13 protein-coding genes and 1 pseudogene are annotated in these 19186 nt (G+C 72.5%); 6 read left to right on the plus strand and 8 right to left on the minus strand.

The window, feature by feature from the left end; all coding sequences use genetic code 11:
- Nucleotides 1-6 precede the first annotated feature (6 nt).
- Nucleotides 7-4884, minus strand: coding sequence for an NAD-glutamate dehydrogenase (locus C1I92_RS23580; protein ID WP_111257095.1), 4878 nt, complete (start codon nucleotides 4882-4884; stop codon nucleotides 7-9).
- 188 nt (nucleotides 4885-5072) lie between these two features.
- Between C1I92_RS23580 and C1I92_RS23585 the strand changes: the two genes are divergently transcribed.
- From C1I92_RS23585 to C1I92_RS23595, 3 genes are read left to right on the plus strand one after another with little or no spacing between them, the layout of a single operon-like run.
- A complete protein-coding gene (locus C1I92_RS23585; RefSeq protein ID WP_111257096.1) occupies nucleotides 5073-5414 on the plus strand; it encodes an ArsR/SmtB family transcription factor in 342 nt (113 codons plus the stop codon).
- Nucleotides 5415-5912 carry an SRPBCC family protein gene (locus tag C1I92_RS23590; protein WP_111257097.1) on the plus strand — a complete coding sequence of 166 codons (498 nt, stop codon included), beginning with the start codon at nucleotides 5415-5417 and terminating at the stop codon, nucleotides 5910-5912.
- Nucleotides 5913-5916: 4 nt separating this feature from the next.
- Complete coding sequence (locus tag C1I92_RS23595) at nucleotides 5917-6504, plus strand: dihydrofolate reductase family protein (RefSeq protein ID WP_111257098.1); 588 nt, start codon at nucleotides 5917-5919, stop codon at nucleotides 6502-6504.
- 4 nt (nucleotides 6505-6508) lie between these two features.
- On the opposite strand, the gene C1I92_RS23600 is transcribed toward C1I92_RS23595, so the two are convergent.
- The gene (locus C1I92_RS23600; RefSeq protein ID WP_199521527.1) at nucleotides 6509-7312 is read right to left on the minus strand and encodes a tryptophan 2,3-dioxygenase; all 804 of its coding nucleotides are present in this window, start codon (nucleotides 7310-7312) and stop codon (nucleotides 6509-6511) included.
- A gap of 31 nt (nucleotides 7313-7343) precedes the next feature.
- Here C1I92_RS23600 and C1I92_RS23605 point away from each other — a divergent pair, with 31 nt between their 5' ends.
- Nucleotides 7344-7841, plus strand: coding sequence for a DUF2505 domain-containing protein (locus C1I92_RS23605; RefSeq protein ID WP_111257100.1), 498 nt, complete (start codon nucleotides 7344-7346; stop codon nucleotides 7839-7841).
- 142 nt (nucleotides 7842-7983) lie between these two features.
- On the opposite strand, the gene C1I92_RS23610 is transcribed toward C1I92_RS23605, so the two are convergent.
- The 3 genes and pseudogenes from C1I92_RS23610 to C1I92_RS23620 all read right to left on the minus strand — a co-directional run bounded on the left by C1I92_RS23610 (nucleotide 7984) and on the right by C1I92_RS23620 (nucleotide 9844).
- Nucleotides 7984-8565 carry a hypothetical protein gene (locus C1I92_RS23610; protein ID WP_146605258.1) on the minus strand — a complete coding sequence of 194 codons (582 nt, stop codon included), beginning with the start codon at nucleotides 8563-8565 and terminating at the stop codon, nucleotides 7984-7986.
- A gap of 30 nt (nucleotides 8566-8595) precedes the next feature.
- Nucleotides 8596-8808 (minus strand): annotated as a pseudogene (locus tag C1I92_RS35690) (L-glutamate gamma-semialdehyde dehydrogenase); the annotation flags it as partial.
- Nucleotides 8809-8860: 52 nt separating this feature from the next.
- Nucleotides 8861-9844, minus strand: a complete 984-nt coding sequence (locus tag C1I92_RS23620; RefSeq protein ID WP_111257102.1) for a patatin-like phospholipase family protein — start codon at nucleotides 9842-9844, stop codon at nucleotides 8861-8863.
- Between the two features lie 239 nt (nucleotides 9845-10083).
- Between C1I92_RS23620 and C1I92_RS33475 the strand changes: the two genes are divergently transcribed.
- The gene (locus C1I92_RS33475) at nucleotides 10084-12108 is read left to right on the plus strand and encodes an Rv3235 family protein (RefSeq protein ID WP_146605259.1); all 2025 of its coding nucleotides are present in this window, start codon (nucleotides 10084-10086) and stop codon (nucleotides 12106-12108) included.
- Here C1I92_RS33475 and C1I92_RS23640 read toward each other — a convergent pair.
- Both C1I92_RS23640 and secA read right to left on the minus strand, forming a co-directional pair.
- Nucleotides 12069-12983, minus strand: coding sequence for an SGNH/GDSL hydrolase family protein (locus tag C1I92_RS23640; RefSeq protein ID WP_158564253.1), 915 nt, complete (start codon nucleotides 12981-12983; stop codon nucleotides 12069-12071). The two genes, C1I92_RS33475 and C1I92_RS23640, sit on opposite strands and share 40 nt — an antisense overlap.
- Nucleotides 12984-13225: 242 nt before the next feature.
- On the minus strand, nucleotides 13226-16150 hold the full coding sequence (gene secA / locus C1I92_RS23645; protein ID WP_111257107.1) for a preprotein translocase subunit SecA: 2925 nt from the start codon (nucleotides 16148-16150) through the stop codon (nucleotides 13226-13228).
- Between the two features lie 149 nt (nucleotides 16151-16299).
- Between secA and C1I92_RS33995 the strand changes: the two genes are divergently transcribed.
- A complete protein-coding gene (locus C1I92_RS33995; protein WP_199521528.1) occupies nucleotides 16300-17421 on the plus strand; it encodes a GNAT family N-acetyltransferase in 1122 nt (373 codons plus the stop codon).
- Nucleotides 17422-17917: 496 nt separating this feature from the next.
- Here the strand turns inward: C1I92_RS33995 and C1I92_RS23655 are convergent, their stop codons facing one another.
- Nucleotides 17918-19132 carry a winged helix-turn-helix domain-containing protein gene (locus C1I92_RS23655; protein ID WP_111257108.1) on the minus strand — a complete coding sequence of 405 codons (1215 nt, stop codon included), beginning with the start codon at nucleotides 19130-19132 and terminating at the stop codon, nucleotides 17918-17920.
- Nucleotides 19133-19186: the final 54 nt, after the last annotated feature.

Below are 19186 nucleotides of genomic sequence, written 5' to 3' on the forward strand. Positions count from 1 at the left end.
GGCGGGCTAGGTGGCGTCGGGACGGAGGAGGCCGCGGACGGCGCGCAGGCCGACGGAGAGGCGGTCGAGGTCGAAGCTGTCGCCCTCGACGATCTCGCGCAGCATCGACTGCGTCCGGGCGACGACGACCTCGTCCTGCGCCGCCCAGGCCTCGACCCGGTCCTGCGGCGACGCCTCCTCGTGCGTGTGCTGGATGACCTGCGCCGTCAGCGACGCCTGGACGGCGTGCAGGTCGTCGCGCAGGGCGGCGCGGGCCATCGTCTGCCAGCGGTCCCGCCGCGGCAGCGCGACGATGCGCTCCAGCAGCCGGCCCAGCTCGAGGAACGCGCCCAGAGTGAAGTGCACCCGGGCGACCTCCAGCAGGTCGGTCCCGGTGGCCAGCGAGTTCTCCACCATGCCCAGCCCGGCGTAGGCCGGCGGCAGCACCGCCACCCGCCCGGCCAGCGGCTCCGGCACCCCGTCGGCCGTCAGCATCTCCAGCCGCTCGTGGTAGAGGTCCAGCTCGCGGCCGGTCAGCACATCGGGCAGCGCGACCAGCAGCCGGGCGATCGGCTCCTCGAAGAACCCGATCTGCCAGGCGATGTCGATCGGCGGCCGCCGGTTGACGGTGAGCCAGCGGGTGGCCCGCTCGGTGATCGTCCGCCCCTCCAGCCGCATCCGGGTCTGGACGTCGAACGGCACGACGTTGTCCTGCTCCTTGATCGCGGCCATCAGGTCCGGGATCTGGAACACGCCGCCGGCGACGGTGTGCGCGCGGGCGAGGTCCTCGACCGTCCCGCCGGTCTCCATGCCCAGCCGGTACGCGAACGTCGTGCCGGCGGTGTTCACCAGCTCGTTGACCACGACGTTGGTGATGATCTCGCGGCGCAGCGGATGGTCGTCGATGACGTCGCCGTACCGGTCGCGCAGCGCGCTCGGGAAGTACGCGTGCAGCGCGGCGCCGAGGTACGGGTCGTCGGGCATGCCGCCGGCCAGCAGCTCCTCGTACATGAGGTTCTTGACGTAGGCGAGGATGACCGACAGCTCCGGGCTGGTCAGGCCCTTGCCGGCGGCCATCCGCTCGGCCAGCTGGCGGTCGGTCGGCAGTGCCTCCAGCGCGCGGTCGAGCTTGCCCTGGCTCTCCAGCTTGGAGAGGTAGGAGCGGTGGACGTGGGCCAGGTTCCCCGCCTGGAGGACGCCGTTGGCCAGCGCGACGTTCTGGCCGTAGTTGTGGGCCAGCACCAGCTCGGCGATCTCGCCGGTCATCTCGGCCAGCAGCTCGTTGCGCTGCTTCTCGGTGAGGTCACCGGAGCGGACCACGCCGTCGAGCAGGATCTTGATGTTGACCTCGTGGTCGGACGTGTCGACGCCGGCGGAGTTGTCGATGGCGTCGGTGTTCACCCGGCCGCCGGCCAGCGCGAACTCGATCCGTCCGCGCTGGGTCAGGCCGAGGTTGCCGCCCTCGCCGATCACCCGCGCCCGCAGGTCGCTCGCGTCGATGCGGATGGCGTCGTTGGCCTTGTCGCCCACCTCGGCGTGCGACTCCGCCGACGCCTTGACGTAGGTGCCGATGCCGCCGTTCCACAGCAGGTCGACGGGGGCGCCGAGGATCGCGTGCATCAGCTCCGGCGGCGTCATCGTCTCGATCGACGCCTCGATGCCCAGCGCCTGCTTGGCCTCGTCGGACAGCTTGATCGTCTTCGCCGTGCGCGGGTAGACGCCGCCGCCCTCGCTGATCAGCTTCGGCTCGTAGTCGTTCCAGCTGGACCGGGGCAGGTCGAAGAGGCGACGGCGCTCGGCGTAGGACTCCGCCGGGTCGGGGTCGGGGTCGATGAAGATGTGCCGGTGGTCGAACGCGGCCACCAGCCGGATGTGCTCGGAGAGCAGCATGCCGTTGCCGAACACGTCGCCGGACATGTCGCCGATGCCGACGACGGTGAAGTCCTCGGCCTGGACGTCGCGGCCGAGCTGGCGGAAGTGCCGCTTCACCGACTCCCAGGCGCCGCGGGCGGTGATGCCCATCGCCTTGTGGTCGTAGCCGGCCGACCCGCCGGACGCGAACGCGTCGCCGAGCCAGAAGCCGTACTCCTTGGAGACATCGTTGGCGATGTCGGAGAACGACGCGGTGCCCTTGTCGGCCGCGACCACCAGGTAGGGGTCGTCGCCGTCGTGCCGGACCACCTGCGGCGGCGGCACGACGCTGCGGTCGGCGGCGCGGTTGTCGGTGATGTCGAGCATCGCCCGGATGAACGTCTTGTAGGACTCCACGCCCTCGGCCAGCCACGCCTCGCGGTCGACGGCCGGGTCGGGCAGCCGCTTGGCGACGAAGCCGCCCTTCGCGCCGACCGGGACGATGACGGAGTTCTTCACCGCCTGCGCCTTGACCAGGCCGAGGATCTCGGTGCGGAAGTCCTCGCGCCGGTCCGACCAGCGCAGCCCGCCGCGGGCGACGGCGCCGAAGCGCAGGTGCACGCCCTCGACCCGGGGCGAGTACACCCAGATCTCGTACATGGGCTTCGGCTCGGGCAGGTCCGGCAGCGACCGTGAGTCCAGCTTGAAGCTGGTGACGATCTGCGGCCCGCCGACGGTGGTGCGGTAGTAGCTGGTCCGCAGCGTCGCGTTGATCAGCCGCAGGAACCCGCGCAGGATGCGGTCCTGGTCGAGGCTGGCGACCTGGTCCAGCGCCTCGTCGATGCGCGCGGTGAGCTGCTCGGCGGCCGCCTGCCGGGCCGCCCGGCCGGTCTCGTCGGCGCCGTAGCGCTCGGGGTCGAACCGGGTCTCGAACAGGTCGATCAGCATCCGCGCCACCTCGACGTGGCCGGACAGCGCCTCCTCCAGGTAGCTCTGGCTGAACGTGCTGCCGGCCTGGCGCTGGTACTTGGCGTACGCGCGCAGGATCGAGGCCTGCCGCCAGGACAGCGCCGCCTGCGGCACCAGCGCGTTGAAGCCGTCGCTCTCCGCGTCGCCGCGCCAGACGGCGGCGAACGCGTCCTGGAACAGCACCTTGAGCCGGTCGGCGTCGGTGGGCCGCAGCCCGCGGTAGCGCAGCCCGAAGTCGTAGATGTAGGCCGTCGACTCGCCGTCGGCGCCGCGCCGGACGATCTCGTACGGACGCTCGTCGACCACCTCGACGCCCATCCGGGACAGGATCGGCAGCACCTGGGTCAGCGAGATCGGCGTGCCGGTGCGGTAGATCTTGAACCGGCGGTCGGTGGCCAGCCCGCCCATCGGCTGGTAGAGGTTCATGCCCAGGCCGTCGGTGGCCGGCAGCTCCTCCAGCCGGCGCACGTCGGCGACCGCCGTCCGGGCCGGGAAGTCGGCCTTGTAGCCCTCGGGGAAGCCCTGCCGGTACCGGCGCAGCAGCTTCGCCGCGCCCTCCTCGCCGACCTGCTCGGCCAGCGCGTCGGACAACTCGTCGCCCCACGAGCGGGTCGCGCCGACCAGCTGCTTCTCCAGCGCCGCGACGTCGATCTCCGGCAGCGACTGGTCGCGCTTCATCCGCACGACGAAGTGCAGCCGGGCCAGCGCGGACTCGCCGACCCGCGCGGTGAAGTCGATGGACTCGCCGCCGGTGGCCGCCAGCAGCGCCCGCTGGATGCGCTCGCGGACGTCGGTGTTGTACCGGTCGCGCGGCAGGTAGACGAGGAACGACAGGTACCGGCCGTAGTCGTCCCGGCGGACGAACATCCGCAGGTGCCGGCGTTCCTGCAGGTGGACGACGGCGAGCGCGGTCGGCAGCAGCTGGTCGACCGGGGTCTGGAACAGCTCGTCGCGCGGGTAGGTCTCGAGCACCTGCAGCAGGTCCTTGCCCGAGTGCCCGGACGGCGCGAAGCCGGCCTGGTCGATGACCTCCTGCACCTTGCGCCGCAGCACCGGGATGCGCAGCACGCTCTCGGTGTAGGCCGCCGACGTGAACAGGCCGAGGAAGCGCCGCTCGCCGACCACCTCGCCGGCCTCGTCGAACATCTTCACGCCGACGTAGTCGAGGTAGGCCGGTCGGTGCACCGTCGCCTTCGAGTTGGCCTTGGTCAGCACCAGGATCTGCTTCTCGCGCGCCTTCGCCCGCACCTCCGGCGGCAGCTTGCCGAACGAGCCGGACAGGTCCTGGTCGGGACGCAGGATGCCCAGGCCGGTGCCGGTGACGGCGCGCAGCACGTCCTCGCCGTCGACCTCGCCGAGCTGGTACTCGCGGTAGCCGAGGAAGGTGAAGTGGTCGTCGGCCAGCCAGCGCAGCAGCTCGCGGGCCTCGTCGGCGTCGGGCTTCTTGATCGACGACGGCGGCGTCGTCAGCTCGTCGGCGATGTCGATGGCGCGCTGGCGCATCCGCGGCCAGTCCTCGACCGCCTCGCGCACGTCGCGCAGCACGTCGCGCAGCAGCCGCTCGATGGCGGCCTGGTCGTCGGGGTCGTCGGTGCGGTCGATCTCGACGTGCATCCACGACTCGACGACGGTGTCGGAGTCGCGGCGCGGGTCGTTCTCGTTGAGGTCGAGCACCTCGACCAGCTGGCCGGTGATGTCGCGGCGGACGACCAGCTGCGGGTGGACGACGAGGCGGATGGCGTGCTCGTGCTCGGCCAGCGCCATCGTCACCGAGTCGACCAGGAACGGCATGTCGTCGATGACGACCTCGACGATCGTGTGCCCGGACGCCCAGCCGTGCTCGTCGATCGTCGGCGTGTAGACGTTGACGACGGCGGTGCCCTGCGGGCGGGTCTGCGCGGAGCGGCGGTGCGAGGCGGCGACGCCGTACACGTCGACGACGTCGCGGTCGACGAGGTCCTCGGCGGTGACGTGCCGGTAGTAGCGGCGCAGGAACGCCTCGTCCTCCTCGCGGCTCCCCCGATCGCCCACCAGCGAGGCCTTCGCGAGGAGCTCGGACTTGGCCTCGTCGAGCCGATTACGCATGATCCACCAACCCCCGGAACTAGACCCCGCACGTCGTTGTACGGGACCTCTCAGAACCTTAGTAGCTCGCCGCCGGGTCCGCTGCTCCGGCATCGCGCACCTTGATCGTTTCACATCGCCGGCCTTGACAACGCCGCCCGGATCCGATTTCGTTTAACACATCGGTTAAGCGAGAGGAGGACGCCCGGATGGCCGGCACCGACCAGCTCAGCGCGGTGTTCGCGGCCCTCGCCGACCCGACCCGGCGGACGATCCTGGCCCAGCTGGCCGAGCGGGAGGCCACGGTCACCGAACTGACCGCGCCGCTGCCCATCTCGATGCCGGCGGTGTCGCGTCACCTGAAGGTGCTCGAGCGTGCCGCGCTGATCTCGCGGACGCGGTCGGGCAAGTGGCGCGGCAGCCGCCTGGAGGGCGCGCCGCTGCGCGAGGCGGCCGACTGGATCGAGCACTACCGGCGGTTCTGGGACACCTCGCTGACCCGCCTCGACGCCCATCTCGCCGCGCTACAAGCCGCGGAGAAGGAGCTCTGAATGGAAGAGGAAGCCCCGCAGCTCTCCGTCACGCGCGTGTTCGACGCGCCGCGCGACCTCGTCTACCGAGCCTTCACCGATCCGGACCAGCTCGGGTCCTGGTGGGGTCCGATCGGCCACTCGCTGCCCCGCGACGAGATCGAGTTCGACGTGCGGCCCGGCGGCTACCAGCGATGGACCGAGGTCTACGCCGGCGAGCCCGGAGGTCGCGTGTACGGCCGCATCGACCTCAGCGACGTCGTCGACGGCCAGCTGCTCGCGGGGGTCTTGAGCGTCACCGGCCGGCTGCCGGGCGGCTTCGAGCCGTTCGAGACGAGACTGCGGATCGAGTTCCACGACGAGCCCGGCGGACGCACGCGACTCGAGATCCGCCAGTGGCTGCCCCCGGGCCTGGCCGCTCCCAGCGACGCCGGCTGGTCCGAGGCGTTCAGCAAGCTGGACCGCGTGCTGGCGGCCGCCCGGGCCGCCGCCACCGATCACCGACCCACGAAGGACTGACGCCATGCGGAAACTGACCTATGCCATGAATGTGACCCTGGACGGCTACGTCGCCGCGCCCGGCGACGACCTCGGCTGGAGTGGGGGCGGCGACGGACCGGACTCGTCGTCGAGCGACGAGCTGTTCCAGTTCTGGTCCGACCGGGTGGCGACGACGGGCCTGGCGCTGTACGGGCGCAAGCTGTGGGAGGCGATGAGCTCCGCCTGGCCGACCGCCGACCAGCGGCCGGGTGCCACGCCGGCGGAGATCGAGTTCGCCGGCCGCTGGCGGGACCTGCCGAAGGTCGTGTTCTCCTCCACGATCGGCACGGTCGACTGGAACGCCCGCCTGGTCACCGGCGACGCGGTCGCCGAGATCACCAGGCTCAAGGCCGGCGATGGCGGCCCCATGGACATCGTCGGCGCCACACTCGCCGCGGCGGCCATGCGGGCCGGGCTGATCGACGAATACCTCCTGGTCACCTATCCGGTCCTGGTGGGCGGCGGCACGCCGTTCTTCACCGCCCTGGACACCTGGGTGAACCTGACCCTGACGGAGACCCGGACGTTTCCCGGCGGCCTGGTGCTGACCAGGTACGAGACCAGGCGCTGAGGGCTCAGAGCCAGGACCGCAGTTCCCAGAGCAGCGGGTAGTAGCGGAAGTCCAGGCGGCTGCGCAGATAGGAGGCTCCGGACGAGCCGCCGGTGCCGGTCTTCGTGCCGATCATCCGCTCGACCATCGTGACGTGCCGGGCCCGCCAGCCGGCGCTGAGCTCGTCGTGCGACATCAGCGCCTCGGCCAGCTCCCACACGTCGCCGTAGCCGCCGCGGTCGTGCGCCGCGATCCGCAGCGACGCGCTGACCTCGTCGTCGGTCCCGGCGGCGAGGTCGTGCGCGCGCATCGCCGCCAGGAACGCGTCCCACAGCGTCGGCTCGTCCAGCCGGCGCCGCAGCCGGGCCGCCTCGGCCTCCGTCAGCCCGCGGAACCGGCGCAGGAACGCCGCGTCCTTCGCGCCGGAGATGAACTCCAGCTCGCGGAACTGCACCGACTGGAAGCCGCTGGCCGGCGCCAGCCGGGCCCGGAACTGGAGGAAGTCCTGCGGCGTCATGGTCTCCAGGACGCCGACCTGTTCGATCAGGATCCGCTCGATCTCGTGCACCCGGTTCAGCAGGTGCCGCGCCCACCACAGGCGATCGTCGAACATCGCCTGCCGGGCCGCCTCCAGCTCGTGCAGCAGCTGCTTGAACCACAGCTCGTAGACCTGGTGGATGGTGATGAACAGCAGCTCGTCGTGAGCGTCGGTCTCCAGCCGCTGCTGGTCGAGCAGCTCGCCGAGACGCAGGTAGGTGCCGTAGCTGAGCCGAGCACCGTCCTCGCCGAAATGGGCGGACGGAGGGCTGATCTCCTGGTCGGGTGTCACGCCGCCAGCGTATGGGTCAGGATGTTGAGCCATGGACCTGAACAGCGAGCTGCGTTTCGACGCCGATCCAGCAGCGGTCTTCGCGATGCTGACCGACAAGGACTACATCGCGGCGAAGACCACGGCCGCCAACGCGATCCGGCACGAGATCTCCGTCAACCGCGACGGCGACCGCGTCACCATCGACCTGCTGCGTGTCATGCCGCCGGACGTCCCGGACTTCGTCCGCCGGTTCGTCGGCGACACCATCGACATCAGGCAGCGCGACATCTGGGGACCGGCGGCGGCGAACGGGTCCCGCGAGGGCAGCATCGCGCTGGAGATGTCCGGCGCGCCGGTCAGGGCGACCGGGTCGATGACGCTGGCCGGCAACGGCTCGGCGTCGACCGTGCTGACGATCAAGGCCGTCCTGAAGGCGTCGGTGCCGCTGGTCGGGGGCAAGATCGAGCAGGCGCTGCACCAGGGTCTGATGCACGCGGTCAAGGTCGAGGAGCGCGTCGGCAACGACTGGCTCGCCGGGCGGCGCTGACGGCGCAGGGCTCCCGCCGGACCCGGTGTTCGTCACCGGGTCCGGCGTACTGGGCCCGGCGTTCATGCTGGTCCGACGACCGGTCGCCCGGCTGTCTCCGGGAGCACCTCAGCGGTGAGTGAGCCGATCCCGTCGGACCGGATCAGCGGCCCGGAACGCCACCGTCGAGCGCGCGCAGCGACACGTTGCGCTCCGCCGCGCCCGCCCGCCGGCCCGGCTGCCGCGGCGCCGGGGCCTCCGCGGCCGGCGCCGGAGCGCTGTCGGCCGACTCGCGCTCCAGCAGCGCCTCCGCCAGCTCCGCCGGCCCCGTCACGGCCATGGCCAGCGCGCGGCCGAGGTCGTCGCGGTCGATGGGCTCCTCGGCGGTGCGGCGCAGCCGGTCGGACAGGTCGATCACCTTGTCGGCCGTGCCGAGCGTCGCCCGCGCCGCCATGAGGTGACCGCGCTGCAGCGGCCGGCCGGCGATCATCAGCGCCAGCGCCTCGGCCGTGTCGCTCCAGTCCGACGCCGGCGCCTGCTCGCCGATGAGGCCGGCGACGCCGGTCATCACCCGGTCGGACGCGGCGACGAGCCGCTCGGCGGTCTCGCTGTCGCTGTCGAGCGAGGCCAGTCGCAGTGCTACCGCGGTGACCAGTGCGCCGTCCGCCGGGCTCCGGCGGGGCTGGGACAGCAGTCGCACCGCTCGTGCGACGTACGGCCTGGTCGACAGCCGGTCATCCATCACGCTTGACACCTCGTGTTCTCATCTCTCGGCTCACCCGTGTGCGGGTACTCGTGCGCGTGCGGCGGCTCGCATGCTCGTCCACCGTAGAAGATTCTGCACCGAACCCGCCTCGTCATTCGTCCCACTGGCCCGACTTCCGCCGAATGGCTGCCGCCCGGCGGCCCCTCGGGTGTGGTTGTCGTAGATATAGAAGTTACCGGCAGCGAAGCGTAGCGCCTTCGTGGTATGGGCGACAGCCTTCCGGCCGCGCGACCATGACGGCGCTGGTCGGGGCGGTGCGGACGTTCAGCCGACGTCAGCCGGCGTCGGCCCAGGACCGGCCCTGCGCCAGCGCGGCCGCCGACGTGCGCATCGAGGTCTCCAGCACGGTCAGCCGCCGGCCGGTGTCCATGACGTTCGCGCCGATGGCGGCGAGGTCCTCAGGTCCCGGCCCGAGAATCGTGACGTCGGTCCCCTCGGCCCGCAGCTTGCCCGCCTCGTGCAGGCAGCGTCGCGTGCACCGGCGGCGCCAGCGACGCTCCAGCCGCGGCAGCAGCGCACGTGGGTGGTCCAGCTCGAACGACACCATCGGCGCGACGACGTAGACCTCGTCCAGGCCGAGCCCGCCGAACAGGTCGACCGACGTGGCCGAGCAGGTGCCGCCGTCGACGTAGCGGTGGCCGCCGATGACGACCGGCGCGAACCAGCCCGGGATCGCGCAGGACGCCATCACGGCCTGCGGCAGCGACGCCCGCGGCTCTCCCGGCCGGCCGAACGGCACCCGGCGGCCGGTCTCGTAGTCCATCGTGACGATCCACACGCCGGGGTGCGGCGACCACCCGGCGTCGGGCCCCGTGACCGCGTCGACCAGGTCGCCGACGCCGTCGAGCGAGCCGCGGCCGACCGGCATCAGCGCCGACAGGACGGCGGTCGGCGGCATCCGGCGCAGCCGGCGGACGTTGCGACGGACCATGGCCGGCGACCCGACGCCGAGCCGCGGCCACTGCGGGTGCGCGCCGCCGGTGGCGGTGTCGTAGTCCCAGACGTGGTCGGCCAGCGGGCCGGCGATCGGGTTGCCGAGCTGATGGTCGCGCAGCTGCCGGGCATCGAGACCGGCGCCCAGCAGCGCGGCCATGACCGAGCCCGCGGACGTGCCGAGGATGTAGTCGAAGGACCGGAGGTCGGCGCCGGTCGACTCTTCGATGGCACTCAGCGCGCCGACCATCCACGCAGCGCCCAGGACTCCACCACCGCCGAGCACCAGGCCCCGTCGCGGTCCCCCATGACGAATGGCCTCCATCTATTAATTCTGCTGTAACAGACCGGTTCGTGCCACGTATGAATGGCCGGAATGTGACCGAACCGTGTTTGCCCGCTCGCCGGAACCGGTCGCCCGTTCGCCTGCAAAGGGCTTCCGGAACTTGCCCGAGTTGCCCGCTCAGCGGGCAAACTGCCCGCCGCTCCAAGGCCGTTGACCCTCGGGGTGCCCGGCGGTTTCGATGCTCGTGACGCCGATGAACTCGCCCACCAGGAGGCCCGATGGCCGTCAGATCCGCGCCGCCGGAACGCGTGAGCCGGGTGCGCCAATTGCCGCTACCGGTCACCGAGCCGCCGTTCGACGACGAGCTCGGCCTGGTCGTGCTCGGCGGCGACCCGCGCGCGTCGGCCGAGCCGCCCGCGCCCGGCACGCCGGTGCAGGGCGTCCTGGCGCTCGAGCTGGAGCCCGACGACGAGTTCGAGGAGTTGCTGCGGCCGATCGGGCTCGGCACGCCGGTGACGGCGGACAGCCTGTGGTTGCGCGATCCCGGGCCGGGCCACGTGCCGGCGGCGCTCCTCCGGGCTCGGCGACCGGATGCGACGGCGGAACACGCCTCCGGTCCGGGCCGGACCAGTGCACGCGGCGGAGCTGCCCGCCTTGCCGGGGTTCCGGGCAACGGACGGACGGCTGACGCCCCGGTGCGGGCCGGGGTCGCCGCCGGCCGACGGGACCGCCCCGGGAGTCCGGCTCACGGCACACACGCCGGAGCCGCCGGTGCGGCTGGCGGCACACCGGCAGTTCGGGCTACGGGCCGTGTGGGCCATCCCGGCACCACGAGTCAGGTCGCCGCGGGCCGCACCAGCAGGCCGACCGGCGAAGCGACCGCGCAGCCCGGTGGCGCCAGCACCACGGGCGAGGTGCGCCGACCAGGCACGAACAGCCCAGCCGGCGGCACCGGATCCACGAGCAACGCTCGTGGCGCGGACCCCGGCCACGAGGGCCACGCCGACACGACCAGCCAGCTCGCCGCGGCCCCAACCACCAGCCCGACCGGCGACGCGACCGCACAACCCGGTGGCGCCGGCACCACGGGCGAGGTGCGCCGACCAGGCGCGACCAGCTCAGCCGGCGGCACCGGATCCACCAGCCGGGCGCGTGGCGCGGACCCCGGCCACGAGGGCCACGCCGACACGACCAGCCAGCTCGCCGCGGACCGCACCAGCAGGCCGACCGGCGACGCGACCGCACAACCCGGTGGCGCCGGCACCACGGGCGAGGTGCGCCGACCAGGCGCGACCAGCTCAGCCGGCGGCACCGGATCCACCAGCCGGGCGCGTGGCGCGGACCCCGGCCACGAGGGCCACGCCGACACGACCAGCCAGCTCGCCGCGGACCGCACCAGCAGGCCGACCGGCGACGCGACCGCACAACCCGGTGGCGCCAGCACCACCAGCGACCTGCGCCGACCAGGCACGAACAGCCCAGCCGGCGACACCGGATCCACCAGCCGGGCGCGTGGCGCGGACCCCGGCCACGAGGGCCACGCCGACACGACCAGCCAGCTCGCCGCGGACCGCACCAGCAGGCCGACCGGCAGTGTGGGTGGATCCAGCATGACCGCGCAACCTGGCGGCGCCAGCACTACGGGCGAGGCGCGCCGACCGGGCGCGACCGGCCAGCCGGGCGGTTCCGAAGCCACGAGGCAGGCGCGCGGCGCCGGCACCACCGGCGACTTGGACCAGCACGGCGGCACCGGCCAGGTGGGCGACCTCCGCTCCGGCCGCCAGGCGGACAGCCGCGCCGGGCAGACCGGAGCGGCCATCACTGACCCACGCGCCGAGGCAGGCCCAGGAGTGCGACGGAGGCCGGGCGAGGCCGGCGGCAGGGGCGGCGGGGCCGACGATCTCCCGGATCCGCGACGGTGGGTGGCGCGGCTGACCCAGTCGGCGATCGAGTGCCTGCACGGCCGCCGGCCGGTCCAGCAGCTGGTCCGCTGGACCGCCGAGCCCGTCTACCGCGACCTCACCCGCCGCGCGAGCACGACGGAGGCGGCGCCGGCCGAACGACCACGGATCAGGTCGCTGCGGGTCTGCCGGGTCACCGCCTCCGTCGCCGAGGCGAGCGTCGTGGTGCAGTTGGGGCGAGCGGCGCGGTCGGTGGCCGTGGCCGTGCGCCTCGAGGTGGACGACGCGCGGTGGGTGTGCACCGCGTTCGACCTCGTGGAGCCCGGCCCGGCGGCGGCGGCGCGTCGCGAAGCCCAAGCGGGTCAGCGAGCGTCCCACGCCTCCTCGAACGCGACCGCATAGCCCGCCTGGCCGTTCGCCGTCGGATGGAAGGAGTCCCGCACGAACGCCGACACGACGTCCCACTGCGGCGAGGCGCTGGCGGTCGTCGGCTCGGTCGCGTCGGTCCAGGAGATCTTCAGGCCGTAGAGCCAGTCGCCGGGGTCGTTGGCGCAGGCCTCGTGACCGTCGAAGACGTCGACGACCTCGTCGGAGGCGGACTCGACGCCGGCGTCGGCCGCCGCCGCGTCGATGACGTCGTTGAGGAGGACGCCGAGGCGGCGCAGCATCAGCCGCTCGGAGTCAGACAACAGCGCGGTCAGCGCCGGGCAGTCGTCGCGGACGGCGGGGTCGGGGACGAGCATCGGGTAGCCGCCGACGATCACCTCGTCGCCGGGCGCGGCCGCCTGGACCGAGTCGTAGAGCTGGACCAGCGGCTGGTGCAGGCTGCCGATCAACGCGGTCAGCTCGGCCTCGCGACGCGTGCACGACAGGAACGAGACCAGGCAGTTGACCAGCTCGTCGGCGAAGCCGGCGTCGTTGCCGCCGACCGTGACGGTGATCAGCCGGTCGCCGGCGCCGGGGATCGCCGCCAGCTGCTGCACCTGCTGCGCCACGTCGGGGATCGCGGCGCCGGAGCAGGCCAGCAGCGTCCGGTCGGTCACGGCGCTGCCGAAGATCAGGTTGTTCCAGGCCTGCGGCGTCCGGTCGCAGTCGTCGAGGTATCCGCCGGCGCCGAGGCCGGACGAGTACGAGTCGCCCAGGGTGATGACGGCCGACGGCGCCTCGACGGCCGTCTCCGCCGTGGACTCCGTCGCCGACGCGTCCGCCGCCGCGCCGAGGGCCGCGCCCACCAGCAGGATGGCCGCCACCCCGAGGGTGACGGCCGTTCTGGTCAAGGAGCGAGTAGGTCGTTCGTGGTGGGTGGTCGAGGTGTGGGTCATGAGCACTGCGCGGCCGGTCACGGCCGCTCCTCCCATCCGCCGTCCGGGGAATGTGACACCCGGCATCACCGGACGTCAACAAGGACGATAGCGGACGGAAGCCGTATGCGGGACAGGTTCCGCGCACCAATGACCGACGGGTGGCGCGGCGGCGTGACTACGCCACCGCACCACCCGTCAGCGGAGGAGCGAAGAGGTCAGTTCGCGGACTGGTCCGAGCTCTGCGACGCGTGCCGCGGGTCGCCGTGGCAGCGCTTGAACTTCTTCCCCGAGCCGCACGGGCACAGCGCGTTGCGCGACACGTTGCTGAAGTCGATCTCGCCATCGGCGGCAGGGGCGGCGTGCGTGCCGCGCTCGCCGTTCGGGCCGGACGCCACGACGGGGCCCGCGCCACCGGCCGCCGCACCACCGGCGGCCGCACCGGCACCAGCCGCACCAGCACCAGCCGCGGAGCCGGCCGCACGGGCCGCCGGGCGGACCTGCTCGACCCGCCGCTGCACGACGCCGTCGCCGTCGACCGTCGGCGCCGTGTACTGCAGCTGCTGCGGCCGCTGCGCCCCGCCAAGGCCCTTGGCCTGCACCACCGGCGCACCGGGCGCCGCGGGCGCGGTGCCGTCGGCCGGCGCCTGCACCTGGACCTCCAGGTTGAAGACCAGGCCGACCGACTCCTCCTTGATCGCGTCCATCATCGCGGCGAACAGGTCGAAGCCCTCGCGCTGGTACTCCACCAGCGGCTGCTTCTGCGCGAACGCCCGCAGGCCGATGCCCTCGCGCAGGTAGTCCATCTCGTAGAGGTGCTCGCGCCACTTGCGGTCCAGCACCGTCAGCAGCACCCGGCGCTCCAGCTCGCGCATGACGTCGGTGCCGAGCTCGGCCTCGCGCCGCTCCAGCGCGGCGTGCGCGTCGTCGACCAGCCGCGCGGTGAGGTCGGCCGAGGTCATCGCGCTGCGGCCACCGGCCTCCTGCTCCAGCTCCTCGACGGTGACGCCGACCGGGTAGAGCGTCTTGAGCGCCGTCCACAACTGGTCGAGGTCCCAGTGCTCGGGGTAGTTGCCGGCCGTGGCGCCCTGCACGTAGGCGGTGACGGCGTCGTCGAGCATGCCGGTGACCTGCTCGTGCAGGTCCTCGCCGTGCAGGACGCGGGCGCGCTCGTCGTAGATGACCATGCGCTGGCGGTTGAGGACGTCGTCGTACTTGAGGACGTCCTTGCGCATCTCGAAGTTCTGCGCCTCGCGCTGGGTCTGCGCGCTCTTGACGGCGTTGCTGACCCGCTTGTGCGAGATCGGGACGTCGTCGGGCTGGTTGAACGTCCGCATGATCATCTCGACCCACTCGCTCTTGAACAACCGCATGAGGTCGTCCTGCAGCGAGAGGTAGAAGCGGGACTCGCCCGGGTCGCCCTGACGGCCGGAGCGGCCGCGCAGCTGGTTGTCGATGCGGCGCGACTCGTGCCGCTCGGTGCCCAGCACGTACAGCCCGCCGAGTGCGCGGACCTCATCGCGCTCGGCCGACACCTGCGCGTCGAGCTTCTCCAGGATCGCGATCTCGGCGGCGTTGTACTCGTCGGCGTCCTCGATCGGGTCCAGCCCGCGCTGCTTCAGCTCGGCCTGCGCCATGAACTCGTGGTTGCCGCCGAGCATGATGTCGGTACCGCGGCCGGCCATGTTGGTGGCGACGGTGACGGCGCCCTTGCGGCCGGCCTGCGCGACGATGGCGGCCTCACGCTCGTGCTGCTTGGCGTTGAGGACCTCGTGCGGGACGCCGCGCTTGCGCAGCAGCTGCGACAGCCGCTCGGACTTCTCGACGCTGGTGGTGCCGACGAGGACCGGCTGGCCCTTCTGGTGCCGCTCGGCGAGGTCCTCGACAACCGCGTCGAACTTGGCCTCCTCGGTGCGGTAGATCTCGTCGTCCTGGTCGAGGCGGGCGAGCGGGCGGTTCGGCGGGATCGGGACGACGCCGAGGTTGTAGATCTTGTCGAACTCGCTGGCCTCGGTCATGGCCGTACCGGTCATGCCGGAGAGCTTGTCGTAGAGGCGGAAGAAGTTCTGCAGGGTGATCGTCGCCAGGGTCTGGTTCTCCTGCTTGATCTCCACCCCTTCCTTCGCCTCGATGGCCTGGTGCATGCCCTCGTTGTAGCGGCGCCCGCCCAGGATGCGGCCGGTGTGCTCGTCGACGATGAGCACCTCGCCGTCCTTGACGACGTACTCCTTGTCGCGCCGGTACAGCTCCTTGGCCTTGATGGAGTTGTTGAGGAACTGGATCAGCGGGGTGTTCGCGCTCTCGTAGAGGTTGTCGATGCCCAGCCAGTCCTCGACCCGCTCGATGCCGGGCTCGAGCACGCCGACGGTGCGCTTCTTCTCGTCGACCTCGTAGTCGGTGTCGCGGCGCAGCCGCTGCGCGACCTTCGAGAACTCGGTGTACCAGCGGGTCGGCTGGTCGGCCGGGCCGGAGATGATCAGCGGCGTGCGCGCCTCGTCGATCAGGATGGAGTCGACCTCGTCGACGATGGCGAAGTTGTGGCCGCGCTGCACCTGGTCCTCGACCCGCTGCGCCATGTTGTCGCGCAGGTAGTCGAAGCCGAACTCGTTGTTCGTGCCATAGGTGATGTCGGCGGCATAGGCCTCGCGGCGCTGGGCCGGCGTGAGGCCGTTGAGGATGACGCCCACCTCGAGGCCGAGGAAGCGGTGGATGCGGCCCATCCACTCCGCGTGGTAGCGGGCCAGGTAGTCGTTGACGGTGACGACGTGCACGCCCTTGCCCGTGAGCGCGTTGAGGTACGACGGGAGCGTGGCGACCAGCGTCTTGCCCTCACCGGTCTTCATCTCGGCGATGTTGCCCAGGTGCAGCGCCGCGCCACCCATGATCTGAACGTCGAAGTGCCGCTGGCCGATGACGCGCTTGGCCGCCTCGCGCACCGTCGCGAACGCCTCCGGCAGCAGCGCGTCCAGCTGCTCGCCGGCCTCCAGGCGGGTGCGGTACTCGGCGGTGACGCCACGCAGCTCGTCGTCGGACATCGAGGTGAAGTCGTCCTCGATGCTGTTCACCATTTTGACGATTCCCTCGAGCTGCTTGATGATCTTGCCCTCACCAGCGCGGAGGATCTTGTCGAGCAGAACAGGCACGCGGGTCAACTCCTATGCAGCGGGCTTGGGCGTTCGTGCGCCCGGTGGCTCCGGGGGAGGTACGGAGGCTCGTCGACCCCATGGTACGTCGGGTCACGGAAAAGATAACGACTCGACCTCGAAGCGCGGCAGCGGGCAGGATGCAAGGCGTGCAACCGTTCGAGCTCCGCGGCGAGCGCCTGCTGCTCGCGGCGCCGGTGGCCGCCGACATCGACCGCATCGCCGAGCTGTGCCAGGACCCGGAGATCCAGCGCTGGACCACGCTGCCGTCGCCGTACACGCACGAGCACGCGAAGCGCTTCGTCGAGGACGTCGTGCCGTCGGGCTGGGCGTCCGAGCAGGACCTCACCTGGGCGATCCGGTCCCGGGAGGACCGCCGCGTCCTGGGCATGATCGGGCTGCACGCCAGGGGCGCCGGCGCCGCGGAGGTCGGCTTCTGGCTGGCCGAGGAGGCGCGCGGACGGCGGCTGGTGTCGCGGGCGGTCCGGCTGGTCGCCGAGTGGGCGTTCGCCGACATCGGCCTCGGCCTCACCCACCTGCACTGGCGGGCGGCGGTCGGCAACTGGGCGTCGCGGCGGGTCGCGTGGGCGTGCGGGTTCCGGGTCGAGGGCAAGGTCCGCGGCGGCGTCGCGCAGCGCGGCGTCCGGCGCGACATGTGGGTCGGGTCGCTGGTCGCCGGCGAGCCGATGCGTCCCGCGTCGCCGTGGCTGGACGTCCCGACGCTGGCCGGCTCGCGGGTCGTGCTGCGCCGGTTCGCTCTGTCCGACACCGATGCCGTCGTCGAGGCCTGCAACGACCCCGTCACGCAGCACTGGCTCGGCGGGCTGCCGTCGCCGTACACGCCGCAGATCGCGCGCGCCTACATCCACGACCGCGAGGAGGAGGCGGCCGCCGGCCGGGGCGTCCACTGGGCGGCGGCGTTACCGGAGGGCGGGCCGGCGATCGGGTCGTTCTCGCTGATGGGCCTGCTGACGCACGACGGCGGCGGCGAGATCGGCTACTGGGTGCACCCGTCGGCGCGCGGCCGAGGGGTCGCGACGGAGGCGGTCGGGCTGATGGTGCGGCACGCGTTCGCGCCGGCGTCGGCGGGCGGACTCGGCCTGCGGCGCCTGGTGATCGCGCACGTGACCGGCAACGACGCGTCGCGCACGGTGATCGAGCGGGCCGGGTTCCGGCCGTACGGCGTGGAGCGGGCCGGCGAGCGGATCCGCGGCGGCATCGTCCAGGACCTGCACTGGTACGACCTGCTCTCCGACGATCGCCGCCCCTGACGCGCGGCGGCCCGGTGGCCGCCGGCGGCCGACGGGTGGGGAATCACTGCGACGACGGTGGGAGATCGCTGCCCCCTGACGACCGCGATGCCCGCGGCGCTCTCGCAGCGATGCCACACCGTCGCCGCGCGTCGCCGCCGTCCCGGGACGTGCTGCCGGCGAACACGAAGGACAGGCGACGGCGAGACGGGTGACGGCACCCCGCCACGTCGGATGCCCGCGAAACCGTCGGACGCAGACCTGCATTGGCCAGGAACCGTCGCTGTGGCGAGCATCCGCCGGTTTCGCGGGCCTGACCGGCTCCTCAAGATCGCCCGCAACGAGACCCGGCAGAGCAGAGCGGGGGGTGCCAGACGACGCGGCGGAGGGCGTCGGCCGATCCGGATGGTGTGGCCAGGTCAGGCGGCGCGGCGCAGGGGTGTCGGCCAGGCCCGATGGTGCGGCAGGTCACACGGCGCGGCACAGGGCGTCGGCCAGGCCCGATGGTGCGGCGAGGTCAGGCGGCGCGGCGGAGGGCGTCGGCCAGGGGGGCGGCGAGGTCGCCGCGGCCGGTGGTCGTCACGTCGGAGAGGTCGAGCCAGCCGGCCAGCGAGATCAGCTCCTCGGCCAGCTCGTCGGGGGTGTCGGCCGGTGAGCCGGGCTCGCCCCACGCCGACTGCACCAGCAGCACGCCGGCCTGCCGGTCGGCCTTGAGGTCGACCCGCGCCACCAGCTGGTCGCCCAGCAGGAACGGCAGCACGTAGTAGCCGTGCACCCGCTTGTCCGGCGGCACGTAGATCTCCAGCCGGTAGCGGAAGTCGAACAGCGCCTCGGTGCGGGCCCGCTCCCAGATCAGCGAGTCGAACGGGCTCAGCAGCGCCCGCGCGTCGACCCGGCGCGGCACGGTGGTGTCGGCGTGCAGGTAGGCGGGCCGCTTCCAGCCCTCGACGGTGACCGGCAGCAGCTCGCCGGCGTCGACCAGCTCGGCGATGGCCGTCTTGGCGCCGTCGACGGGGAGACGGAAGTAGTCGCGCAGGCACTGCTCGGACCCGACGCCGTGGGCGCGGGCGGCGATGCGGATCAGCTCGCGGTGCGACTCCTCCGGCGTCGGCGTCGGGGCCGCCAGGACGTCTCGGTGCAGCACCCGCTCGGGCACGTCGTAGAGGCGGGCGAACGACCCGTTGCGGCCGGCCGAGGTGACGTCGCCGCTCCAGAACAGGTACTCCAGCGCCGTCTTGACGTCGGACCAGTTCCAGCCCCAGTCGGTCTTCTCGCGCGGAGCGTCGTGCTCGATCTCGCCGGCGGTGACTGGGCCGAGCCGCTTCACCTCGTCGTGCACCCAGGCGACGAACTCGGGTTTGTCGCGGGCCAGCCGGCGGATGCCGCCCCAGGCGAGCTCGTCGGCCCGGGCCATCCGCGAGCGCAGGTACGGCTGGGTGCGGACGGGCAGCAGCGACGCCTCGTGCGCCCAGTACTCGAACAGCATGCGCGGCGAGCGGTTGACCGCACGGTCCAGCTCGGCCCGCGGATACGGGCCCAACCGGCTGAAGAACGGCAGGTAGTGCGAGCGCGAGAGGACGTTGACGGAGTCGATCTGCACGACGCCGACGCGGTCGACCACGCGGCGGATGGCGCGACGGTCCGGCGTGGCCGGGCGCGGGGCGGCGAACCCCTGGGCGGCCAGCGCCACGCGCCGGGCGGCGGCGGTCGTCAGCTTCTCTCGTCGTGCCATGTCGCGAAGCTACCAGCGGGCACCGACAGGGTCGGCCGGGCCGGAACGCGCGTC

The sequence above is a fragment of the Jiangella anatolica genome, assembly GCF_003236295.1.
GTDB lineage: Bacteria > Actinomycetota > Actinomycetes > Jiangellales > Jiangellaceae > Jiangella > Jiangella anatolica.